24 protein-coding genes are annotated in these 20,830 nt (G+C 64.1%); 11 read left to right on the top strand and 13 right to left on the bottom strand.

Annotation, left to right across the window (positions count from 1 at the left end; translation table 11 throughout):
* The first annotated feature begins 17 nt into the window (after positions 1 to 17).
* Positions 18 to 329 (top strand): SelT/SelW/SelH family protein, encoded by a 312-nt coding sequence (locus tag LB565_RS10765; RefSeq protein ID WP_224583706.1) that lies wholly within the window; start codon positions 18 to 20, stop codon positions 327 to 329.
* A gap of 34 nt (positions 330 to 363) precedes the next feature.
* On the opposite strand, the gene LB565_RS10760 is transcribed toward LB565_RS10765, so the two are convergent.
* Positions 364 to 840 carry a DUF1772 domain-containing protein gene (locus LB565_RS10760; protein WP_224583704.1) on the bottom strand — a complete coding sequence of 159 codons (477 nt, stop codon included), beginning with the start codon at positions 838 to 840 and terminating at the stop codon, positions 364 to 366.
* Between the two features lie 117 nt (positions 841 to 957).
* On the opposite strand from LB565_RS10760, the gene LB565_RS10755 reads away from it, so the two are divergent.
* A complete protein-coding gene (locus LB565_RS10755) occupies positions 958 to 1,599 on the top strand; it encodes a TetR/AcrR family transcriptional regulator (protein WP_224583702.1) in 642 nt (213 codons plus the stop codon).
* A gap of 297 nt (positions 1,600 to 1,896) precedes the next feature.
* On the opposite strand, the gene rpmE is transcribed toward LB565_RS10755, so the two are convergent.
* Positions 1,897 to 2,118, bottom strand: a complete 222-nt coding sequence (gene rpmE, locus LB565_RS10750; RefSeq protein WP_040974396.1) for a 50S ribosomal protein L31 — start codon at positions 2,116 to 2,118, stop codon at positions 1,897 to 1,899.
* Positions 2,119 to 2,324: 206 nt separating this feature from the next.
* Between rpmE and LB565_RS10745 the strand changes: the two genes are divergently transcribed.
* Positions 2,325 to 4,127, top strand: coding sequence for an ABC transporter transmembrane domain-containing protein (locus LB565_RS10745; RefSeq protein WP_224583700.1), 1,803 nt, complete (start codon positions 2,325 to 2,327; stop codon positions 4,125 to 4,127).
* 35 nt (positions 4,128 to 4,162) lie between these two features.
* Here the strand turns inward: LB565_RS10745 and LB565_RS10740 are convergent, their stop codons facing one another.
* Entirely contained in the window at positions 4,163 to 5,647 is a 1,485-nt protein-coding gene (locus tag LB565_RS10740) for a carboxypeptidase M32 (protein WP_224583698.1), read from the bottom strand.
* Positions 5,648 to 5,792: 145 nt separating this feature from the next.
* Between LB565_RS10740 and LB565_RS10735 the strand changes: the two genes are divergently transcribed.
* Complete coding sequence (locus LB565_RS10735) at positions 5,793 to 6,146, top strand: DUF1304 domain-containing protein (protein WP_224583696.1); 354 nt, start codon at positions 5,793 to 5,795, stop codon at positions 6,144 to 6,146.
* Positions 6,147 to 6,333: 187 nt separating this feature from the next.
* On the opposite strand, the gene LB565_RS10730 is transcribed toward LB565_RS10735, so the two are convergent.
* The 9 genes from LB565_RS10730 to LB565_RS10690 all read right to left on the bottom strand — a co-directional run bounded on the left by LB565_RS10730 (position 6,334) and on the right by LB565_RS10690 (position 14,112).
* Entirely contained in the window at positions 6,334 to 6,759 is a 426-nt protein-coding gene (locus tag LB565_RS10730) for a hypothetical protein (protein ID WP_224583694.1), read from the bottom strand.
* Between the two features lie 252 nt (positions 6,760 to 7,011).
* Positions 7,012 to 8,040: a peptidoglycan -binding protein gene (locus tag LB565_RS10725; RefSeq protein WP_224510877.1), complete on the bottom strand. Its 1,029-nt coding sequence runs from the start codon at positions 8,038 to 8,040 to the stop codon at positions 7,012 to 7,014.
* Between the two features lies 1 nt (position 8,041).
* On the bottom strand, positions 8,042 to 9,064 hold the full coding sequence (locus LB565_RS10720; RefSeq protein WP_224583692.1) for a MotA/TolQ/ExbB proton channel family protein: 1,023 nt from the start codon (positions 9,062 to 9,064) through the stop codon (positions 8,042 to 8,044).
* Positions 9,065 to 9,175: 111 nt separating this feature from the next.
* Positions 9,176 to 9,868 carry a PAQR family membrane homeostasis protein TrhA gene (gene trhA / locus LB565_RS10715; protein WP_224583690.1) on the bottom strand — a complete coding sequence of 231 codons (693 nt, stop codon included), beginning with the start codon at positions 9,866 to 9,868 and terminating at the stop codon, positions 9,176 to 9,178.
* Positions 9,869 to 10,092: 224 nt separating this feature from the next.
* The gene (locus tag LB565_RS10710) at positions 10,093 to 10,893 is read right to left on the bottom strand and encodes an inositol monophosphatase family protein (RefSeq protein WP_224583689.1); all 801 of its coding nucleotides are present in this window, start codon (positions 10,891 to 10,893) and stop codon (positions 10,093 to 10,095) included.
* A 22-nt stretch (positions 10,894 to 10,915) separates the two neighbouring features.
* Positions 10,916 to 11,482, bottom strand: a complete 567-nt coding sequence (efp, locus tag LB565_RS10705) for an elongation factor P (protein WP_224583688.1) — start codon at positions 11,480 to 11,482, stop codon at positions 10,916 to 10,918.
* A 133-nt stretch (positions 11,483 to 11,615) separates the two neighbouring features.
* Positions 11,616 to 12,794 (bottom strand): tetratricopeptide repeat protein, encoded by a 1,179-nt coding sequence (locus tag LB565_RS10700; RefSeq protein WP_224583687.1) that lies wholly within the window; start codon positions 12,792 to 12,794, stop codon positions 11,616 to 11,618.
* A gap of 1 nt (position 12,795) precedes the next feature.
* Positions 12,796 to 13,443, bottom strand: a complete 648-nt coding sequence (locus LB565_RS10695) for a thiamine phosphate synthase (protein WP_224583686.1) — start codon at positions 13,441 to 13,443, stop codon at positions 12,796 to 12,798.
* Between the two features lie 84 nt (positions 13,444 to 13,527).
* Positions 13,528 to 14,112, bottom strand: a complete 585-nt coding sequence (locus LB565_RS10690) for a PH domain-containing protein (protein ID WP_224583684.1) — start codon at positions 14,110 to 14,112, stop codon at positions 13,528 to 13,530.
* 60 nt (positions 14,113 to 14,172) lie between these two features.
* On the opposite strand from LB565_RS10690, the gene LB565_RS10685 reads away from it, so the two are divergent.
* The 3 genes from LB565_RS10685 (at position 14,173) to LB565_RS10675 (ending at position 16,460) form a co-directional block, all read left to right on the top strand.
* Positions 14,173 to 14,916: a class I SAM-dependent methyltransferase gene (locus LB565_RS10685; protein WP_224583682.1), complete on the top strand. Its 744-nt coding sequence runs from the start codon at positions 14,173 to 14,175 to the stop codon at positions 14,914 to 14,916.
* 149 nt (positions 14,917 to 15,065) lie between these two features.
* Complete coding sequence (locus tag LB565_RS10680) at positions 15,066 to 15,464, top strand: GFA family protein (protein WP_224583681.1); 399 nt, start codon at positions 15,066 to 15,068, stop codon at positions 15,462 to 15,464.
* A gap of 225 nt (positions 15,465 to 15,689) precedes the next feature.
* The gene (locus tag LB565_RS10675) at positions 15,690 to 16,460 is read left to right on the top strand and encodes a sulfite exporter TauE/SafE family protein (protein ID WP_224583872.1); all 771 of its coding nucleotides are present in this window, start codon (positions 15,690 to 15,692) and stop codon (positions 16,458 to 16,460) included.
* Between the two features lie 160 nt (positions 16,461 to 16,620).
* Here LB565_RS10675 and LB565_RS10670 read toward each other — a convergent pair whose 3' ends face one another.
* Positions 16,621 to 17,172, bottom strand: a complete 552-nt coding sequence (locus LB565_RS10670; protein WP_224583679.1) for a DUF2269 family protein — start codon at positions 17,170 to 17,172, stop codon at positions 16,621 to 16,623.
* Positions 17,173 to 17,729: 557 nt separating this feature from the next.
* Here LB565_RS10670 and LB565_RS10665 point away from each other — a divergent pair.
* The 4 genes from LB565_RS10665 to ruvA all read left to right on the top strand — a co-directional run bounded on the left by LB565_RS10665 (position 17,730) and on the right by ruvA (position 20,817).
* Positions 17,730 to 18,260, top strand: a complete 531-nt coding sequence (locus LB565_RS10665) for a DUF1465 family protein (protein WP_224583677.1) — start codon at positions 17,730 to 17,732, stop codon at positions 18,258 to 18,260.
* A gap of 246 nt (positions 18,261 to 18,506) precedes the next feature.
* On the top strand, positions 18,507 to 19,571 hold the full coding sequence (locus LB565_RS10660) for a glycosyltransferase family 2 protein (protein ID WP_224583674.1): 1,065 nt from the start codon (positions 18,507 to 18,509) through the stop codon (positions 19,569 to 19,571).
* A 105-nt stretch (positions 19,572 to 19,676) separates the two neighbouring features.
* Entirely contained in the window at positions 19,677 to 20,186 is a 510-nt protein-coding gene (gene ruvC / locus LB565_RS10655) for a crossover junction endodeoxyribonuclease RuvC (protein WP_224583672.1), read from the top strand.
* 10 nt (positions 20,187 to 20,196) lie between these two features.
* Positions 20,197 to 20,817 carry a Holliday junction branch migration protein RuvA gene (gene ruvA / locus LB565_RS10650; protein WP_224583670.1) on the top strand — a complete coding sequence of 207 codons (621 nt, stop codon included), beginning with the start codon at positions 20,197 to 20,199 and terminating at the stop codon, positions 20,815 to 20,817.
* Positions 20,818 to 20,830 lie beyond the last annotated feature (13 nt).

Below are 20,830 nucleotides of genomic sequence, written 5' to 3'. Positions count from 1 at the left end.
CGGCCACGCGACACGACATGAGCGAGAAGCCGCTGCCTATCATCCGCATCACCTATTGCACGCAATGCCAATGGCTGCTGCGGGCGGGCTGGATGGCGCAGGAATTGCTCTCGACCTTCGGCACCGATCTCGGCGAGGTGACGCTGGTGCCGGGCACCGGCGGCATCTTCACCATTGCCTGCAACGATCAGCTCATCTGGGAGCGCAAGCGCGACGGCGGTTTCCCGGACGCGGCAAAGCTCAAGCAGCTGGTTCGCGACGTCATCGACCCGGAGCGGGATCTCGGCCACGCTGATCGCAAAACGCACAAGAAGACGGACCCCGCCTGAGGCGGGGTCTTTTGCATTCGCGGGCTGCTCATCCTCAGATCAAGGCCATAATGAAGCAGACCATCGCCACGATCGCGGTGATGGTGCGGACGTGGTTCCACATCACCCACTGGCTCAGATGGTTCGCCCACACGGCGGCGCCGTTGGCGCTCTGCGGATCGACGGCGGCCAAAGCGTCGTTGAGCGGCACGTTGAAGACCATGGTCACGATCGGGTTGCCGACGAAATAGATCACGGCTCCGGCAAGCAGCCAGTACGAGCCGGACTGGCTCCAGCCGAAGAAAACACCGGCAATCAACACCAGGCAGATCAGGCCGGTGCCGAACAGCGCGGTCATGAAGGTCGGCGTGATCACCGTGACGTTGATCGAATTCATCGCCGCGATGCCGCTTGGGACGGGCAGCCGGGCAAGTGCCGCCGTGACGAAATTCGAGAAGGCGAAGAAGACGCCGCCGACGACGCCGGAGCCGATCGCGGCGATAAAGGTAAGGGTGGGAAGAAGTTTGATCATCTCAGTTGCTCCAGATGCCGGGTGCAAAATGTGATTAATCCTCACATTTGCAAAATGTGATAAACCCTCGTATTTTGCGAGTCAAGTTGGTTTTCGGAAAATCGCCCGGAGAGAGCCATGGATGATAAAGTCGCCGCCAGGCCGGACCAGGCCGCCATCGCTTCGCCGCGCCGCTCGCCGAGCCAGCAGCGCAGCCGTGAGCGGGTCGAGCGCATGCTTGCCGCCGCCTCGGCGCTGATTGCCGAGCAGGGCAGCGATGCGATGCGCATGGGCGAGGTGGCGGAGCGAGCAGGGGTGTCGATCGGCTCGCTCTACCAGTTCTTCCCGGACAAGCGGGCGATCGTCTGGGCGCTCGCCGAGCGCTACACAGCCGAAAGCCAGGCCTGCATCGCGGCGGCGCTGAAGGATGTCGCCGACAAGGACGGCCTTAGGCAGGCGTTCTCGGAACTGGTCGACATCTACTACCAGCTGTTCCTGGCCGAGCCGGTGATGCGCGACATATGGTCGGGCACGCAGGCCGACAAGGCGCTGCGCGAACTGGAATTGGCCGACAGCCGGGCCAATGCCGAATTTTTGGTTGCGGCGCTGAAACGGATTCGCCCCGATGCCGATCCGATCGAATTGGAAACGGCCGCGTTTCTCGTCTGGCAGATGGGCGAGGCCGCGGTGCGGCTGGCTATCTCGGTCGAGCGGGACGAGGGCGACAGGCTGGTCGCGGCTTACAAGCGCATGGCGCTGAGGGAGTTGGTGGGGGAGTAGGAACGATTTCCGCAGCGTCGCAGGGCTTGGGTTCCTCGCCCCCGCCAGGGGCGGGGGCGAGGTGTCCGCGAAGCGGACGGAGCGGGGCCTTCGTAGGGCGCTCCCCTCTCCGTCTCGGCTTCGCCGAGCCACCTCTCCCCACTTCGTGGGGCGAGGAACCTTGAACTTTCAAGCGCCGGCGCTGCCCCCCATCCGCCCTTCGGGCGCCTTCTCCCCATGGGGAGAAAGAAGAAATGCGGCCAACAAAAAACCCGCCTCGAAGGCGGGTTTTTGATCTGCGACAAAGCGGATGAAGGCTTAGAGGCCGAAACCTTCGAAACGCTTCTTGAACTTCGACAGGCGGCCGCCGCGGTCGAGCAGGGTCTGCTGGCCGCCGGTCCAGGCCGGGTGCGTGGTCGGGTCGATGTCGAGGTTCATCGTGTCGCCTTCCTTGCCCCAGGTCGAACGGGTCAGGTATTCGGTGCCATCGGTCATGACGACCTTGATGGTGTGGTAGTCGGGATGGATATCGGCCTTCATTGTCGTGTTTCCTGGCTGCCGGCGCTGGCAACGGGCCTAAAGGCCTGCGTCGATGCGCCCCTTTTTAAAACTCGAAGCCGCAGCTAATGAAAAGCCACGGCTTCTAAAACGGTCGGCGAGCCTATACATCAGCCGGAATTGAATCACAAGGCCGCGGCGGGCGCATATTGAAGCGCGGTCCCGCCAATCGGCCAGAGGAAACGCTCATGGCGGAAATCGGTGGCAGCGCAAGCGAGCGCAGACGCTCGGTCCGGCCGCTCCGCAGCCTCTTTCCGTACGTTACCCGCTACCGGAAGCTGGTAATAGGCGCCATCATCTCGCTGATCGTGGCGGCAGTGACCACGCTTGCCCTGCCGATGGCCGTGCGGCGCATGATCGATCACGGTTTCCAGGCGTCGAGCTCCACCTTCATCGCCGAGTATTTCGCCGCCCTGGTGGCGATGGCGGCGCTGCTGGCGGCCGCCTCGGCCAGCCGCTACTATTTCGTCATCACGCTCGGCGAGCGGGTCGTCGCCGACATTCGCCGCGACGTTTTCTCCCATGTCACGACATTGTCGCCCGCCTTCTTCGATCGCGCGCATTCGGGAGAAATCGTGTCGCGGCTTGCCGCCGACACCACCCAGGTGAAGTCGGCTGTCGGCGCCACCGCCTCGGTCGCGCTGCGCAACTTGATCCTGGGCCTCGGCGCGGTGGCGATGATGGTCGTCACCAGCCCAAAACTCTCCGGCCTGGTCATTGCAGCAATCCCGGTGATCGTGCTGCCGCTGGTCGCCTTCGGCCGCTCGGTGCGGCGCAAGTCCCGGCAAGCGCAAGATACGCTCGCCGAAGCCACCGCCTATGCCAGCGAGCAGATCGGCGCGGTGCGCACGCTGCAGGCCTTCACCAACGAGAAGCTGGTCACCGGCCGTTTTGCGGACGCCGTCGACGCTGCCTTTGAGGCGGCGCGGGCCTCGGTGTTCGCGCGCTCGTTCCTGACCTTCTTCGCCATCTTCATGATTTTCTCTTCGGTAGTGGCGGTGTTGTGGTTCGGCTCGCGCGACGTGCTTGCCGGCACGATGTCGCCGGGCACGCTCGGCCAGTTCCTGCTCTATTCGGTGTTTGCCGCCGGCGCGCTCGGCGCGCTGTCGGAGGTGTGGAGCGAGCTGTCGCAGGCGGCGGGTGCCGCCGAGCGGCTGACCGAGATCCTGGCCGAGACGCCGACAATCCAGCGGCCTGCCAATCCCATTCCGTTGCCGGCCACGGCCAAGGGCGCGATCAGCTTCGACGACGTCTCCTTCTCCTATCCGGCGCGGCCGGACCGCGCCGCGGTACATGGCCTGAGCTTCCAGGTGAAGCCGGGCGAGACGGTGGCGATCGTCGGGCCTTCAGGCGCGGGAAAAAGCACCGTCTTCTCGCTGATCCTGCGCTTCTACGACCCCGAGAGCGGCCGCGTCGTCATCGACGGCGTCAATGTGCGCGAGGCTGATCCGGCCGCCATCCGCCAACGCATCGCGATCGTGCCGCAGGACGTCACAATCTTCGCGGCAAGTGCTGCCGACAATATCGGCTTCGGCAGGCAGGGCGCCAGCGACGCCGAGATCGAGGCCGCGGCCAAGGCGGCCCTAGCGGATGAATTCATCGCCAGGCTCGACAAGGGCTATGACAGCCAGGTGGGCGAGCGCGGCGTGACGCTGTCCGGCGGCCAGCGTCAGCGCATCGCGATCGCCCGCGCCATCCTGCGCGACGCGCCGATCCTCCTGCTCGACGAAGCGACCTCGGCGCTCGACGCCGAGAGCGAGACGCTGGTGCAAAAGGCGCTGGAGCGGCTGATGCGCGGCCGCACCACCATCGTCATCGCGCACCGGCTGGCGACGGTGCTCAAGGCCGACCGCATCCTGGTCATGGACGGCGGGCGCATCGTCGAGGAAGGCACGCATCAGAGCCTGGTCGCCAAGGGCGGCATCTACACGCGACTCGCCAAGCTGCAGTTCGAGACGGGAGCCAGCGCCTTCAAGGGCGCGGCGGAGTAGGCACGCGTACCCAGCTGGTTTCGACCTGCCGCGAGTCAGTTCCCGTAGCGCTTGCGCAGATGTTCGGTGAAATAAGAAGCGTTGAGCTTCTCGCCGGTGGCGCGCTCGAGCAGGTCCGGCGTCGACCAGCGCGAGCCCTGCGACCAGATCTTTGCGCGACGCCACTCGTTGATGGCGCTGAAATCGCCCTTGGCGAGGTCCTCGTCGGCGGACGGATGCTCCCTGGTCAGAGCCGCCCATTGCTGCGCGGCCATCATGGCGCCCAGCGTGTAGGAGGGGAAATAGCCGAAGGCGGCGCCCGGCCAGTGCACATCCTGCATCGGGCCGTCGGCCGGGTTGTCGATGGTCGAGAGGCCGAGATAGTCGCGCATCTTGGCATCCCATGCCTCCGGCAGGTCGGCGACCTCCAGCCGGGCAGACACGAGCTCCTGCTCAAGTTCGTAGCGCAGGACGACATGCAGCGGATAGGTGACCTCGTCGGCATCGACGCGGATCAGGCCGCGCTCGACATGGTGGACATGCGGCAGGATGTTATCGATCGACCAGGCTTCGCCGAGATGTTTTTCGACCACCGGCAGCGCCCAACGCCAGAAGGCCGGATTGCGGCCGATCTGCTTCTCGACGAACAGGCTCTGGCTTTCATGCACGGCCATGCCGCGCGCCTTGCCGAGCGGCCAATGCGACCAGGCTTTCGGCAGGTTCTGCTCGTAGAGGGCGTGGCCGGTCTCGTGCAGCACGCCCATCAGCGCCGAAAGGAAGTCGGAGGTCTTGTAGCGGGTGGTGATGCGCACATCGGTCGGCACACCGCCGCAGAAGGGATGGTGCGACACGGAGAGCGAGCCATGGGTGAGGTCGAAGCCGACGGCCGCCATCATGGCAAGGCCAAGCTCGCGCTGCCGGTCAATGGCGTAGCTGCCGGAGAGCGGCTTCAGCGGGTGTTTCGCCAGCCGCGCATCCTGCACGGCCAGCGCATGCGGCAGGAAATCCTTGAGAAAGGCCTTCAGCTCGGCAAACACCGGCGTGATGTCGGCGGCGCGGTTGCCGGGATCGTACTGCTCCATCAGCGCGTCATAGGGGGCCAGGCTGAGCGCTTCGGCGCGCAAGGCGGCTTCCTCGCGCACCAGGGTCACGACGCCTTCCAGCGCCGGCAGGAAGCCCGCCCAGTCGTTCTTGGCGCGCAGGTCGCGCCAGAGCTGCTCGGAGCGCATGCGCGCCACCGTCTGGCGCTCGACGAATTCGACAGGCAGGCAGGTGAGGTTGGTGTATTGGCGACGCAGTTCCCTGACCGCCGCCTGTTGCTCGTCGTTCAGCGGCTCGGCCTCGGCGGCGGCGATCCAGTCGCCGATTTCCGGCGCGGTCGCTTGGGCGTGCAGCATACCGGCAAGCAAGGACATCGCCTCGGCGCGCTTTTCGCCGCCGCCGACCGCCATATGCGTCGCCTCGTCGGCGCCGAGAATGGCCAAAGCATGCTCGAGCGCTTCGAGCTTGTGGCCGAGTTGGTCGAGTTTCTGGAAGGACATGATGGGTTCCGGCTGTAAATGGGCTGGCGCGAAAAGATACCAAGGCGCGAAGCTTGGCAACCCTGGTCGGCAAGGCCAGGGTCGGCCTATCCTGCGCGGCGGCGTCGACGTATCGTCAATGCTTATCCGACGAGCGGAGGGGACAATGATCAGCAATATCCTGGTCGGGCTGGTGGCGCTGATCCATTGCTATATCGTCTATCTGGAGATGGTGCTGTGGGATACGCCGCGCGGCCGCAAGGCGTTCGGGCTGACGCCGGAATTCGCCAGCGCCTCGAAGGTGTTTGCCGCCAACCAGGGCCTCTATAACGGCTTCCTCGCCGCGGGCCTGATCTGGGGTCTCTATCTCGGCGCCGGCGGGTTTCAGATCAAGATGTTCTTCCTGCTCTGCGTCGCCATCGCCGGCCTCTACGGCGCGGCGACCGTCGGCCGCAAGATACTGTTCATCCAGACGGCGCCGGCGGTGCTCGCCATCATCGCGCTTTGGCTCGGCCTATAGAGCGTTTCACCGGTCTCATGGAAACGCCGAACCGCTCTATCTCTTTGTTTTCACGCAATTCCGGACGGAAAACCGCCCGCACTTTTCCTGGAATTGCTCCAATCGAAGCAGGACGTTATCGAAAAAGGACGCCCTTGGGGCCAGGTCCCGCGGGCGCCAGGAGGTGCCTTTCGTTCCTCCGAAGAGGTCAGCCGTTCGGGTAATTGCCGCCGTCGGAGCCATCGCCCATCATGATGCCGCTGCCGGTGTCGTTCATCAGTCTCTGGTCGACATTGTCGAGGCGGCGCAGCAGCTCATGATATTGCGCGGACGGTATCCTGCCGTGATCCGACACCGCGACATGCTCCGCGGCCTGGCTGATATGCGCGGTGCGCATATGCAGTCGCTGCGCTTCGGCAGCCGAAATGTTGTTTGCCTGCCGGGCGTCGGTGATACCCTGATCCACGCCCTGGACCTGATCGATCAGACCGCTCACGCGCGGTCCGATGAAATCGGCTGGAGCGGTCGCGTCGAGAAGCCCCTTGTGGTGCCCGGCCGCGTAGGCGCCGGCGAGCGGGGCCGCGATCAGCGCGGCAGCCAGGGTTACAGTCTTGAGAGATGTTGAAGCGCGCATGGCGGCGCATCCTCCGATAGGGAAGGGTAGCGGTCATGCCGCATTGCCTTCCGACGTTCAGGGGCCGTCCAGTTCCGTCGCGTCGCGATGGGAGGCATCGCCGGCGGTCCCCGGCCCTGCGCAGCAAATTAGGTGCGTCGATTTGCGATGTGTAATTAAAAAAAGATAATGTTTTCAGGCCTTGTCGACGTGACTTGGCACTCTAAGTATTCAGTCGACAAACAATTTCCTGTGACTTGGCGTGATAATAGCTCACCGTTCGGTGAGCTTCAGTTCGATGCGGCGGTTCTTGCTGCGCGCCTCGTCGGTGTCGGCAGGATCGAGCGGCTGGAACTCGCCGAAGCCGGCGGCCACCAGCCGGTTGGCGGGCACGCCGTTCTCGATCAGAAACTTCACCACCGAGGTAGCGCGCGCGGTCGACAATTCCCAATTGTCGCGATAGCGGCCGGTGCCGGAGAGCGGCTTGTTGTCGGTATGGCCGTCGACACGCAGCACCCAGCTGATCTCGGGCGGGATCTCCTTCTGCAACTCGATGATGGCGTCGGCGAGCTTCTTCATCTCGACCTTGCCGGCGTCGTTGATCACATCGGAGCCGGTCGGGAACAGGACCTCCGACTGGAAGACGAAACGGTCGCCGACGATACGGATGTTCTCGCGGTCGGCGAGGATCTCGCGCAGGCGACCGAAGAAGTCGGAGCGGTAGCGGTTGAGCTCCTGCACGCGCTGCGCCAGCGCGACATTCAGGCGGCGGCCGAGATCGGCGATCTTGGTGTTGGAGTCGCGGTCGCGCTGCTCGGAGACGTTGAGCGCGTCTTCCAGCGCGCCGATCTGCTTGCGCAGCGCCGCGATCTGCTGGTTGAGGATCTCGACCTGGCTCAGTGCCTGCTGGCTGATCTGGCGCTGGTTGCTGAGCTCGCCCGAAAGCTGGTCCGCCCGTTTGTTGGCCGCGTCGCCGGCGCCGGCGCCCTGCGCCAGCAATTGTTCGAGGCGGCTCTTTTCGGCCTGCGCGGCCGACAGCGATGCCTGGAGATTGGCGAGCGTATCCTCCTTGTCCTGGCTGTTCGTGCGTTCCAGCGCGAGCAACTGGGTCAGCTCGTTGATCTGCGAGTTGAGGCGGTTCAGCACCGCGTCCTTGCCGGAGATCTCGCGGCTGAGCAGGAACTGCGCCAGCACGAAGACGGTGAGCAGGAACATGATCGCCAGCAGCAGCGTCGACAAAGCGTCGACGAAGCCCGGCCAATAGTCGATGCGGCGGTCGGTGCGCCGTCTTGCCAGCGCCACGTCAGTGGACCCCTTGCTTCTTCAGCGCGTCGGCGATCTTTTCCAGCGTGTTGCGCATGGCCTTCTGCTCGTCGGACTGGGCCTCAACCCAGTCGCGCATGATCTGCTGCTCGGAGCGCATGTTCTTCACCAGCCCCGAGATGCCGTCGGCAAGATTGGCCATGGCGGTGGCGACGCGCGGATTGGAGCCGCCGCCATTCTCCTGCAGGCTGCGCAGCCGCTCCGACAAGAGCCGGATGTCCTCGGAGGATTCAGTGGCTTTCGACGTCTCTGACACGACGATGTCCGATGACAGATCGGTGACCGAGGACAGCCAGTTCTCAAGCTCGGTATAGAAGCGGGTCTGGGCGCGGCCGGCCTGCAGGTCGAGGAAGCCGAGCACCAGGGAGCCCGAAAGGCCGAACAGCGAGGACGAAAACGCGGTGCCCATGCCGGCGAGCGGCGCCGACAGGCCCTGTTTCAGCGCGTCGAGGACGGCGGCGGCATCGCCGGTGCCCGGGTCCAGCGCCTCGATCGTCTCGCGGATCGAGGCGATGGTGTTGAGCAGGCCCCAGAAGGTGCCGAGCAGGCCGAGGAACACAAGCAGGCCGACCAGATAGCGCGAGGTGTCGCGGCTCTCGTCGAGGCGGGTGGCGATGGAATCCAGCATCGTGCGCATCGAGGAGGTCGAAAACGCGATCGTCGACGAGCGGCCGATCATCGCCTTCATCGGCGACAAAAGCACCGGCTCGGTGGTTTCGGAGCCGGCGCGGAAGGAATTGACCCAGCGCACCTCGCGAAACAGCCGCCCGACCTGGGCGAAGGCAAGCAGGATGCCGACCGCCAGCACGCCGACAATCAGTCCGTTGAGGCCCGGATTGCTGGAGAAGGCGGTCGAGATCTGGCGGGTGAGGATAGCGGCGATGAAAGCGACGATGATCAGGAAGATCACCATGGTGAGCAGGAAGACCTGCGGGCTCGACAGCTTGTGCGGATCATAGACCAGGACGTCCGATCGCCTGCCGAAGGATCTGAGAAAAGCCATCCGTGCCCCGTTTCCGATGCCGCCGCCGCAGAATTGCCGCGACTTTAAACGGAATTGTGACCAAAATGAATGGCGCTTGGCAATATGGCCCGATAGGCCCGCGCCACAGGCCTAGAACCGGTTGACGACGAGGCAGTCGACCATGGCAGCCAGATGCAGGCCGGCGCCGGTGACGACGAAGCCGTGCCAGACGGCATTGTGGAAGCGCAGGCCCTTCCAGGCGAAGAAGATGACGCCCAGGGAATAGACGATGCCGCCGGCGACGAGCAGCGCGAGCGAGGTTGTCGGCAGCGTCTGGACCAGCGGTCCGGCGAGCACGACGCCGCTCCAGCCGATGGCGAGATAAAAGACGATGGCCAGGCGATCGTAGCGGCCGGGCAGGAACATCTTGACGGCGATGCCGGCCGCCGCCGCGCTCCACACCACGACGATCATGGGCAGCGCCAGCGGCGAGTTGTCGAGCTGGGCGAGGAAGGGCGTGTAGGTGGCGGCGATCAGAAGATAGATCGCGGCATGATCGAAACGGCGCAGGATCCATTTCGCCGGCCAAGACACCGGCCACAGATTATAGGCCAGCGAAACCGAGAGCACGGTGAGCAGCGACACCACATAGAACACGGCGGCGACATATTCGCCCGGGCCGGAGTGGAAGGCGGCCAAGGCCAGGAAAGCCGAGCCGGCGGCGATCGCCAGCACGATGCCCACAGCGTGAACAATGCCGTCGGCGATCATTTCGGCGCGCGAATAGTGCCAGCGCCCCACAAAGGGGATCTCAAGCTTCGTATCTGGACTCGCATCGTTCATGAATGATCCTGCAACGCCTAATCTGGGCGCTCGCGGACCAGTATTTCAAGCTTCGGTTGCGGTTTTGCGACTAAAGGCGCGCGTCCTTTCGACGCGCAAAGGACGCTTTAAGGCGCGTCAAGGCGCGTCGCGCTGAACGGACCCAGGCGACGCGCTTTAAGTCTTTGTTTTGATGCATGTCGTCGTCCCAGAACCGCTGCACACTTCTGGGCGACATGCATTAATCAGCGGGCAGCCAACGGCTTCTTCACGGTTTTCAGCAGCGCGCGCTGGATGAACTCGTTGCCGGCGACGACCTCGCCAGTGTCCAGCATGTCCTGTCCGCCATCCATGTCGGAGGCGAAACCGCCGGCCTCGCGCACCAGAAGGATGCCGGCGGCGATATCCCAGGACGACAGACCGGTTTCCCAGAAACCGTCCATGCGCCCGGCCGCGACATAGGCAAGGTCGAGCGCCGCGGAGCCCAGGCGGCGGACGCCGGAGACCTCCGCCATGACATTGCGCAGTTCGATCAGGAAATTGCCATGCTGGCCGCGGCCGAGATGCGGCACGCCGCAGCCGATCACGGCGTCGGTCAGCTTGGAGCGCCCGGCAACACGCAGCCGGCGATCGTTCATGAAGGCGCCGCCGCCGCGCTCGGCCGTGTAGAGCTCGTCCATCGCCGGATTGTAGACGACGCCGGCGACGATCTGGCCCTGGCGCTCAAGCGCGATCGACACGGAGAAGAGCGGAATGCCGTGCAGGAAGTTGGTGGTGCCGTCGAGCGGATCGACGATCCAGCGGTGCTGGGCGTCCTCGCCTTCGACGGCGCCGCGCTCTTCCATCAGGAAGGCGTAGCCCGGCCGCGCCTTCGACAGCTCGGCGAAGACGATCTCTTCGGCCTTGCGGTCGGCCTGGCTGACATAGTCGCCCGGTCCCTTCATCGAGACCTGCAGATTCTGCACCTCGCCGAAGTCGCGCGACAGCGAGCGGCCGGCCTTCATCGCGGCCTGGACCATGACATTGAGGAGAGCGGAACGCGCCATTTTTCTTCCTGCTTTTTTGCCGTTAATCCGCGCGGCGCACGTAGGTGATTTCGTTTGTGTCGACGACGATGCGCTCGCCGGCCGAGATGAAGGGTGGCACCAGCACGCGGATGCCGTTCTCCAGCACCGCCGGCTTGTAGGAAGATGCTGCGGTCTGGCCCCGCACCACCGGGTCGGCTTCGGTGATGGTCAGTGTCACCTGGTCGGGCAGCGAGATGCCGATCGGCCGCTCCTCATAAAGCTGCACCGTCACCATCATGCCGTCCTGCAGGAAAGCGGCGCGCTCGCCGACAAAGTCCTTCGCCAGCTCGAGCTGCTCGTAGCTTTCGGTGTCCATGAAGACCAGCGCATCGCCCTGCTCGTAGAGGAACGAAAAATCCTTCAGGTCGAGCCGGATCTGCTCGACGGTTTCGGCCGAGCGGAAGCGCTCGTTGAGCTTGGTGCCGTTGATCAGGTTCTTCAGCTCGACCTGGTTGTAGGCGCCGCCCTTGCCCGGCTTGACGGTGTTGGTCTTGACCGCCACCCACAGCCCGCCATCGTGCTCGATGACGTAGCCGGGACGGATTTCGCTGCCACTGATCTTGGCCATGATGAACTGATCCGGATGAGATTTTTCTGGCGCGTGCCGCGCTTTGGCGCCTCCAAGACCACAAATCGCACATAGTGGCAAGGGAGGAGGGCAGCAAAGCGAGCCACGGACATGCCGTCCGTGGCACCATGCGTCAAGGCAGGCGATTTGCCTTCTGCAGCGCCTGCTTGGTCTGATCGTCGTCTAAACCCTGCAGGAAATCGTCCATCTGCGGGTCGATCAGCCCGGCGCGGCGGGCGACGATGTACCAGGCGCCGGCTAGGATCAGGTCCGGATCGGTGCCGATGCCGCTCATATAGAGCTTGGCGAGGCGGTTCTGGGCGGCGACATTGCCGCCTTGCGCCGCCCGCTTCATCCAGGCAAAACCCGATTTCAGGTCGCGCCCGCCGCCGCGTCCCTCGATCATCCAGGTGGCAAGGTCGATCTGCGCGGTGTCATAGTTCTGCCTCGCGGCCTGCGCCAGGAGAAGACGCGCCTGGGCATCGTCATGCGGCTTGCCGCCGGCGCCGTTGGCGTAGAGCTGCGCCATCGCATATTGCGCATCGGCAAGGCCGGTGGCTGCCGCGCGCTCGTAATAGACGGCGGCCTTGGCAAGGCCGCCATCGCCGGGATCCTGCTGGACGAGCAACTGGGCGAAGTTGAACTGCGCAAGCCGGTTGCCAGCCTCGGCCGAGGCCTGCATCAGCGCGAAGGCGCCCTTTTCGTCCTTCTTCACATAGCGGCCGTCGAGCAGCATCAGCGCATATTGGAACTGCGCCTCCGGCACGCCCTGTTCGGCCGCTAACGCATACCATTTCGCGGCCTCGGCCGGATTGAGCGGCATACCCAGTCCGCGCGACAGGATTTCGGCCACGAGCGTCTCGGCCGCCGGATCGCCGTTCTTGGCGCGCTCCAGGGCGAGGTTGTAGGCGGTCTTGTAAAGCCCGCGCTGGAAGGCGCCATAGGCGGCGTCCGGCTGCTTGGCGCCAAAGCGGTCGGGATTGATGGCATCGGCCGATGGCGGCGTCATGGTCGCCGGCTGCGGCAAGGTGTTCTGGATCGGTTTGTCGATATGCGGAGCGGTGCCGAACCTGCTCGGATCCGGCGCGCCGGCGTCCGGCGTGGCTGTGTCCAGTTTGCCCGTATCCGGCGTGCCCGTGCCCGGCGTGCCCGTGTCCGGCGTGCTTGCATCCGGCTTGGCTGCGTCGGGCGCGCTCTTGTCCGGCGCGCTCGTCTCTGGCCGCGGCTGCGGCAGCGGGACGGTCTCAGCCGCCATCGCGGCCTGCGCAAACAAGCCGGCCAGGACCACCAGGCAAGGGCCGTGCAGGCGCATGTCAGTCCTCGAAACGCGGCGCGGTTTCATCGAGCAACGCGTTGGCGGCGGCGATCGCGGCGCGCGGGTCGCGTCCATCGGCAAAGACGGCGCTGGACAGCGCCACGAATTCGGCGCCGGTCGCGGCCACCGTCTCGACGGAGGCAAGCTCGGAGCCGCCCATGACGATGCAAGGGATCGAAATCATCTCAGCCCACCATTCGCCGAGGGCGAGGTTGCGGTGATGCGGCTCCGGCTTGTTGTCATAGCCGAAGCGGCCGAAGAACATGTAATCGGGCCGCTGCTCGCCGAGTTCCAGCGCCTCGTCGCGCGTCTTGGCGCCGCCGGCACCGACCATCATCTTGCCGGCCAGGCGCTCGATCGTCTCGGCGAGCTCCCGGGGCTTTACTTCGACATGGATGCCGTCCGCTTGGACGCGCCCGGCGATGCGGCTGTCGCCGGCGATGATGACGGCGATGCCGGCACCTTGAGCAATCGGCACGATCTTTTCGGCGAAAGCCTGGAAGGAGGCGTCGTCCATGCCGTTGTCGGGCAGGATCAGCGAAGCGACGTCGCCACCCTCGAATGCCGCGCAGATCTGCTCAGCCGGCATGAGCGGCGGCGCGATCAGCACGATACGGCAGCGGTTGGGCGGGGTTGCTTCGTTCATTGGCCTTCGATCCCGGTTTCGCCTATGCCGGGCGAAGATGGTTGCATTGCGGCATAGAGCAAACCGCCCGGCTTGAACAGTCGGCTATGCGGCGGATGAGGACCGGTCCAAACGAGCATCGTCGCGCCTAGTCCTCATGATGAGGTCGAGCACGCGCTGCGGGCCTTCGATTCCGAGAAATTGCGGGACTGGATCGAGGGCCGGGAACCATCCGTTCATCCTCGAAAACGGGTATCCCGACGTGCCGACTCCGAAGCGCAAAGTCCCTTTCGTCGCCGTCTCGCCGGTCAACTGAACATCAGGAACGCGTTCGAGGTCGATCGAGGTGAAGTTGGCGGATGGAGCACGGCGCAGGATAAGAATGCGGCTGTTCGTGACGGCATAGTATATCCGCTGCCTGAGCCAGGCATCGAATACAAACCTGCCGAAAACCATGAAGAGGCCGATGCAGACGAACATCGCTCCCCAGGCGTCGAAGAACAATGGCGCGCCATGCCTTGTCGCCGAACAGGTCCAGAAAATCGCAAAGCCGCACCAGAGCAGGCTGAATGGTATCAGGGAAGACGTCGCGACTTGAGAAGAGCAATCCCTGCGCGGGCATTCCACTCCACAAGATGCGCTCATGCGGCAACAGCCGACCCTGAAAGAGTTGATTTTCCACTTTGCCACCCGCCACTTTCCGACAACTCATTCATTGCATAAGTGATGCGGGCAGAGAAGAGCAGGCACATGGCGCAAAACATCTATGACCGTCCCGAATTCTTCGAAGGCTATAGCCGCCTCGGCCGCTCGGTCGAGGGCCTGGATGGCGCGCCCGAATGGCCGGCGCTGCGCGCGATGCTGCCCGATCTCTATGGCTTGAGCATCGTCGATCTCGGTTGCGGCTTCGGCTGGTTCTGCCGCTGGGCGCGCGCGCACGGCGCGAGCGAGGTCCTCGGCCTCGACCTGTCGGAAAAGATGCTTGCGCGGGCACGCGCCGCCGGCGCCGACGATGCCATCACCTATCGGCGCGCCGACCTCGATGAGCTCAGCCTGGCGAAGGCGCGTTTCAACCTCGCCTACAGCTCGCTTGCCTTGCATTATGTCGGCGATGCCGCGCGCCTGTTCGCGACCGTTTACCAGGCCCTGGTTCCCGGCGGAGCCTTCGTCTTCTCGACGGAACATCCGATCTATATGGCGCCGACCAACCCGGGCTGGTCCGTCGATGCCGCGGGCAGGAAGACATGGCCGGTCGACCGGTATCTTGTCGAGGGACCGCGCACCACCGACTGGCTCACCAAGGGCGTGATCAAACACCACCGCACCATCGGCACCACGCTCAATTTGCTGATCCAGGCCGGATTCAGCATCGGGCATGTCGAGGAATTTCGCCCGACGGGCGAGCAGATCGCCGCCCGGCCGGAACTGGCCGAAGAGCTCGAGCGGCCGATGTTCCTGCTGGTCCAGGCGCGGCGTCTGATGAACTCAGCCTGAAGCCAACGCTCGCGCACGCGCTCACAATCGCCGAGCAAATGCCGGGCGCCAGGCAAATGTCGGGATCAGGCGCCAGTTCGGCGCATTTCTTGGCGACTCCCGCACGCCACAGGCAATAAGCTATCCTTGCTGCCTCAAGGAGGTTTCGCATGCGCGGTCATTGCCTATGTGGCGCTATTGCTTTTGAAGTCGATGGCCCGGCCCAGGCCTGCGTGGTCTGTCATTGTGAAAGTTGCCGGCGGCAGTGTTCTGCGCCGATGACCACCTACATTGGCGTCCTGGACGGCCAATGGCGATGGCTGGGCAAGCCACCGAAGACATTCAACTCTTCTCCCGGCGTAGAAAGAACGTTTTGCGATCGCTGCGGTTCGCCGCTTTCCTTCCGCTCAAAGAAGATGTCCAATGTCATGCATTTTTTTGCGGCAACGATGGCGGAGCCGGAAAAATTTGCGCCTACGCTGCACGTCGCTTTCGAGGAGAAGCTCCCTTGGGTGAAACTCGCCGACGGCCTGCCGACACGTTTTGGGCCTGATTATACAAAAGGCTAGTGCGTCCGCTTCGCAGGCCCGGCGAATGCCGATAGCGCTCATATCCGCACCTCGAAGGCAGTGAACCGAACCGACGATCCTTTGCAGCGCGGCCGGCTGCCAGTGTCGGGCCGGCATAGCGGATGCCGGCATTAGGCATAGCGGATGGCGGCATTAATGACTATCCCGGCGGCGCTGTTCTGCGCTATGGCTGGGTTCCCCGCCTTCTCCAACCTTCCCTTGCCGATGTCAGGCCTGCTCAGCGATCCGTGGTTCTACGCCGCCGCCATTCCCGCGGTGATCCTTGTCGGCCTGTCAAAAGGCGGCTTCGGCGGCGCCGTCGGTTTCGTCGGCGTGCCGTTGATGGCGCTGACCATGCCGCCGGTTCAGGCGGCCGCCATCCTGCTGCCGATCCTGTGCCTGATGGATGTCGTCTCGGTGTGGACCTGGTGGGGCGTTTACGACCGCAAGATGCTGGTCGACATGATGCCGGGCGCCGTCATCGGCATCGGGCTCGGCTGGCTGACCGCGGCTTTGGTCACCGAGGAGATGGTGCGGCTGATCGTCGGCGCCGTCGCGCTGGTGTTCGTGTTGCGATGGATCTACCTGCAGTTCCGCCACGGCGCCGACCATGCGGCTGAGCCGAACCGCATTGCCGCCGCCTTCTGGGGCACGGTCGCCGGCTTCACCAGCTTCGTCGCCCATGTCGGCGGCCCGCCCTTCCAGGTCTATGCGCTGCCGATCCGGCTCGACCCGAAAGTGCTGTCGGGAACCGCGGCGATCTTCTTTGCCGCCACCAATGCGCTGAAGCTCATCCCCTATTTCGCGCTCGGCCAGTTCGACACCGCCAATCTGACCGCGTCGGCGGTGCTGATGCCGCTGGCGCCGCTTTCGACGATCGCCGGCGCCTGGCTGGTGCGCCGCATGCGGCCGGAAATCTTCTATCCGTTCACCTACGCCACCGTCGCGGTGGTCGCCGTTAAGCTGCTGTGGGACGGCATTATCGGCCTGATGTGAGGCGCGTCGATATTCAGGTGAGGCCGGCCTGCAAACGGCGATTTCCTGCGCTTCCGGTGCTCACGTACTTAAAGTACGCTCCGCTCCGGTTCTCGGAAATCACCACTTTCGACTCGGCCTGACCTGAATCTCGACGCGCCCTCGGGCGAGCGCGTTAATGTCAAGCGGCGCTCGGCACCATCTGGCGGCCGCCGGCGAAGGCGAGCGCGGCGCCCAGCGCAATCACCATCGCCATGCCGGCAAGAATGCCGATGTCGTGCAAACTGGGCTTCAGCACCATGTCGGCGATGATCACCAGCATCACTGCATAATCGAGCCGCGCCCAGTTCATCATGCGCTGGCCGATGGCAAGGACGGCCGGCGTCACGCCGTCCTTGGCGACCATCGCGCCTATGCGCTCGCCGGTCGGCTTGAAGACCAGCATGCCGATCGAGAAGGTCGTGGCGTAGCCGATAAGGCCGATGACGACCCACAGCTCGGCAAAGCCGACCCAGAAGCCGCACATGATGAGGCCGAAGACCAGCGTCAGCATCGACATCGGGGCGAAGAATTTGCTGCCGAGCTGTCCGCTGGCGCGCATTGCCTGCAGCTTGTCCTCGATGTTGCCGGCTCGCTCGGCGAGCACACCGAGCAGGAACAGCACGAAGCCGCCGCCGACCCACAAAATAGCCGAAACGACGTGAAGGAATTTGACGATCGAATACCAATCCATGGTTTGCTCCCGGATATGCTGCGTGATTTCAAGGGGCGCGGATCTGCGCGCCGCTTCAGAGGAGCGGCCTTTTGCCTGGCGCGTGTTTCGGGACGATGCCGCGGCAGCAGCCAACATGTTACGGCCGCCACGATCGGCGTTCGAAAATCCGGTTTCAGACGATCCCGGGCGGCGCATCCGCTGTCCTGTTCCGGCACAGGAAAGCGCGTTCGCTTAAAAAATCGCCGCCGCGTTAAGGCTTCATTAAGCTTTACGGGCGTTTACTATGCGCATCCAGTTTTGCTGGATTCTTACCGAGTGGTTGGAGCCACTTTGTTTGACGCCTCCCTGTTAAACTCCTGAGAGCCGCCTTATCCGCGGCTCTTTTTTTATCCGCACACCGGCAGGCCTGCGCCATCCGCCGGCGGGTGGCCGGAACGCGGCCGGCGTTAACCGTTTGTTAAACATGCGCTTGCCTTCATGGGCATCGAAGCGCATTTTCAAGCCTCAGTCATTTAGGGTGCGAGCCACGTCGGCAAGATTGCCGAATCGGCTGGCGGCAGTGCAGGGGCGTATCGATGAACGAGCCTTCGAAGGGCAGCGCGAAAACCATCAAATTGGCGGAGCGCCGGGTTTTCTCCCAATCCTTCAAGCCGCTCTACCAGGAAGGAATGGGGCTGGTCGAGCAGGCCGCCGAATATCTCGATGGCAAGGGCAGGCTCGAAGCCAAGAAATTGTCGCGCACGGCGGCTACGCTCTACGCGGCCGAATCGATGCGGCTGACCACGAGGCTCATGCAGGTCGCCTCCTGGCTGCTTTTGCAGCGGGCGGCGAATTCCGGCGAGATGACGCGCGACCAGGTGGCCTCGGAGAAATCCAAGGTGCGGCTCGATACCGCGTCCGCGCATGACGAGGCGCTTGGCTGGAACGAGCTGCCCAAGGATTTTGTGGACCTCGTGACGCGCTCGCTGCGCCTGCAGTCGCTGGTGCGGCGCATGGACGAGGAAATCTATGGCGGCGTCGTCAGCGACCTGCACGCCCCCAGCCGGCGGGCCAACCCGGTTTCCGACCAGATCAGCCTTTTGAATACGGCGTTCGCGCGCGGCTGAAACCGCGTTTGTAACAGACGCGCGATAGCGGCTCGCAGGTCGACACCTGCGATTCCGAGTGCTCGTCGAAACTGCGGCAGCCGTCATCGTATTGAAGGCTATGCCGGCCTTCGCGGGAAAGATCACACTTGCCTTGAAGCGATGGGCCCCTAGTTGGAGCCGTTCGCCGCAGCCGGGTCGACCCGAGCCGGTCCTGTAAGAAAACCACCGTCACTGTGACCAAAGCAGATTGCGAGGCTTGATCCCGTGCATTCGCCATTGGACCGCATCCCGGTATCGATCATCATCCCCAACTACAATTACGAACAGTTTCTGGGACGCGCCATCGACAGCGCGTTGAAGCAGGACCACCGAAATGTCGAGGTCGTGGTCGTCGACGACGCATCGACGGATGCGTCGGTGGCCGTCATCGAATCCTACGGAGACAAAATCCGTCCGTGTCTCAGGCGCAGGAATGGCGGGCATGCGGCCGCGTTCAATACCGGGTTCGAGGCGAGCACCGGCGAGATCATTCTTTTCCTGGACGCCGACGATTATCTCTATCCGAACGCCGTTTCCGAAGTCCTGGACGAGTGGGACGCGGATGTCGCCCAGGCGCAATTCAGATTGCATCTCGTTGATGAGGACCAGCGGATAAAGGATGTCTTTCCCCCTCCGGAACAGCCGTTCGATTCAGGCGACGTCGTCCCGGAATTGTTGCGCAAGGGGCGGTACCGCACGACGGTGACAAGCGGGTTGGCATTCGACCGCGAGGCGCTGGAAACGATAATGCCCATGCCTGAAGGCGATTTCCGGCAAGGCGCCGATGGCTATCTCGCGACGCTCGCGCCGCTGCACGGAGAGGTGAAATCCATCGACACCTGCCTTGGCGCCTACCGCATCCACGGTTCCAATCATTCGGTCTTTGCCGAAAAGCTTGCCGAGCGAGCGCGTTGGCGTGTGCAGCATGACTTCCGGCGTCTCGAGGCCTTGTCCGGCCGGGCGGCCGAGATCGGTCTGACCGTACCGCCGGATGCCGGCCTTCGCGATCCGGTGCATCTGGAAGAACGGCTGGCTTCGCTCTGCGTCGACGAGCCCCAGCATCCGGTCGCCACCGACTCCCGGCTGGGGCTGGCAAGAGCGGGCGCCGCCGCCAGCCTGGAAATGGACGCATCCTGGCGGCGGCGAGCTGCTCTGGCGGCCTGGTTCCTTTGTATCGGAATCCTGCCGCGGCGCATGGGCAATGCAGTCCTGGCATGGAAGCTGGTCGCATCGTCCAGGCCGGCATTTCTCACGCGGCTGTCGAAAACCATCCGTCGCGTGACGAATTAGAGCGTCTCACCGTCTCACGGAAACGGCGAATTGCTGAGATCGCAATTGTTTCTGGTTTGTTCACATTTTGCTGGCATCGCTTGCCGCCACGGCTAGACTTGGCGCATGGGGGAAGCGATTCGCATCATCGGCATCGATCCGGGCCTGAGGCGCACCGGCTGGGGTATTATCGACAGCGTGGGCAATTCGCTGCGCTTCATCGCGTCCGGCACGGTGCGGTCCGACGAAAAGGAGTCGCTTGCGACAAGACTCTGCCAGCTGCATGACGGCTTGGTCGAGGTGTTGCACCAGACCATGCCGCATGAGGCGGCGGTCGAGCAGACTTTCGTCAACAAGGATGCCACGGCGACGCTGAAGCTCGGCCAGGCGCGCGGCATCGCCATGCTGGTGCCGGCTCGCGCCGGACTGGTGGTGGCCGAATACGCCCCCAATGCCGTCAAGAAGGCCGTGATCGGCGTCGGGCACGGCGAGAAGAAGCAGATCCATATGATGGTGAAGGTGCTGATGCCAAAGGCGATCTTCGACACCGACGACGCCGCCGACGCTCTGGCCATCGCCATCTGCCATGCGCATCACCGCCCAAGCGCGGCCTACCGGATGGCCGCTCTGGCGTGAAGGGACAATCATGATCGGCAAGCTGAAAGGCACGCTGGACGAGATCGATGAAGATTCCTGCGTCATCGACGTGCACGGCGTCGGCTATGTCGCCCATTGCTCGGCGCGCACGCTGGCCGCGCTGCCCTCGCCGGGCGAGGCGGTGGTGCTGTTCATCGAGACCTATGTGCGCGAGGACATGATCCGGCTCTATGGCTTCCAGACCGGACTGGAACGCGAGTGGTTCCGCCTGTTGATGAACAACGTGCAGGGCGTCGGCGCCAAGGTGGCGCTGGCTATCTTGTCGACGCTGGCGCCCGCCGATCTCGCCAACGCGATCGCGCTGCGCGACATCGCCATGGTTTCCCGCGCGCCCGGCGTCGGCAAGAAGGTTGCGGAACGCATCGTCACCGAATTGCGCAGCAAGGCGCCGGTCTATGCGGGCGCGGCCACCGGCATGATCGGCCTCAAGCAGGAGCTCGGCGAAGGCGTCGCCGCAGCGCCGATTACGGATGCGGTCTCGGCGCTCGTCAATCTCGGCTATTCGCGCGACATCGCGGCGAACGCGGTCGCGGCAGCGCTGAAATCGGCCGGCGAAGGCGCGGATGCGTCCATGTTGATCCGCTTCGGCCTGAAGGAACTGGCGCGGTGAGGCGACGCTTGTC

It is taken from the genome of Mesorhizobium sp. CA14 (assembly GCF_020165195.1).
Taxonomy (GTDB): domain Bacteria; phylum Pseudomonadota; class Alphaproteobacteria; order Rhizobiales; family Rhizobiaceae; genus Mesorhizobium.
The sequence above is the reverse complement of the archived record's forward strand: the minus strand, read 5'-3'. Positions and strand labels throughout refer to the sequence as shown.

Coding starts and splice junctions, on each gene's coding strand:
- LB565_RS10765 (WP_224583706.1), top strand. CDS start 18: ATGAGCGAGAAGCCGCTGCCTATCATCCGCATCACCTATTGCACGCAA.
- LB565_RS10760 (WP_224583704.1), bottom strand. CDS start 840: ATGATCAAACTTCTTCCCACCCTTACCTTTATCGCCGCGATCGGCTCC.
- LB565_RS10755 (WP_224583702.1), top strand. CDS start 958: ATGGATGATAAAGTCGCCGCCAGGCCGGACCAGGCCGCCATCGCTTCG.
- rpmE (WP_040974396.1), bottom strand. CDS start 2,118: ATGAAGGCCGATATCCATCCCGACTACCACACCATCAAGGTCGTCATG.
- LB565_RS10745 (WP_224583700.1), top strand. CDS start 2,325: ATGGCGGAAATCGGTGGCAGCGCAAGCGAGCGCAGACGCTCGGTCCGG.
- LB565_RS10740 (WP_224583698.1), bottom strand. CDS start 5,647: ATGTCCTTCCAGAAACTCGACCAACTCGGCCACAAGCTCGAAGCGCTC.
- LB565_RS10735 (WP_224583696.1), top strand. CDS start 5,793: ATGATCAGCAATATCCTGGTCGGGCTGGTGGCGCTGATCCATTGCTAT.
- LB565_RS10730 (WP_224583694.1), bottom strand. CDS start 6,759: ATGCGCGCTTCAACATCTCTCAAGACTGTAACCCTGGCTGCCGCGCTG.
- LB565_RS10720 (WP_224583692.1), bottom strand. CDS start 9,064: ATGGCTTTTCTCAGATCCTTCGGCAGGCGATCGGACGTCCTGGTCTAT.
- trhA (WP_224583690.1), bottom strand. CDS start 9,868: ATGAACGATGCGAGTCCAGATACGAAGCTTGAGATCCCCTTTGTGGGG.
- LB565_RS10710 (WP_224583689.1), bottom strand. CDS start 10,893: ATGGCGCGTTCCGCTCTCCTCAATGTCATGGTCCAGGCCGCGATGAAG.
- efp (WP_224583688.1), bottom strand. CDS start 11,482: ATGGCCAAGATCAGTGGCAGCGAAATCCGTCCCGGCTACGTCATCGAG.
- LB565_RS10700 (WP_224583687.1), bottom strand. CDS start 12,794: ATGCGCCTGCACGGCCCTTGCCTGGTGGTCCTGGCCGGCTTGTTTGCG.
- LB565_RS10695 (WP_224583686.1), bottom strand. CDS start 13,443: ATGAACGAAGCAACCCCGCCCAACCGCTGCCGTATCGTGCTGATCGCG.
- LB565_RS10685 (WP_224583682.1), top strand. CDS start 14,173: ATGGCGCAAAACATCTATGACCGTCCCGAATTCTTCGAAGGCTATAGC.
- LB565_RS10680 (WP_224583681.1), top strand. CDS start 15,066: ATGCGCGGTCATTGCCTATGTGGCGCTATTGCTTTTGAAGTCGATGGC.
- LB565_RS10675 (WP_224583872.1), top strand. CDS start 15,690: ATGTCAGGCCTGCTCAGCGATCCGTGGTTCTACGCCGCCGCCATTCCC.
- LB565_RS10670 (WP_224583679.1), bottom strand. CDS start 17,172: ATGGATTGGTATTCGATCGTCAAATTCCTTCACGTCGTTTCGGCTATT.
- LB565_RS10665 (WP_224583677.1), top strand. CDS start 17,730: ATGAACGAGCCTTCGAAGGGCAGCGCGAAAACCATCAAATTGGCGGAG.
- ruvC (WP_224583672.1), top strand. CDS start 19,677: ATGGGGGAAGCGATTCGCATCATCGGCATCGATCCGGGCCTGAGGCGC.
- ruvA (WP_224583670.1), top strand. CDS start 20,197: ATGATCGGCAAGCTGAAAGGCACGCTGGACGAGATCGATGAAGATTCC.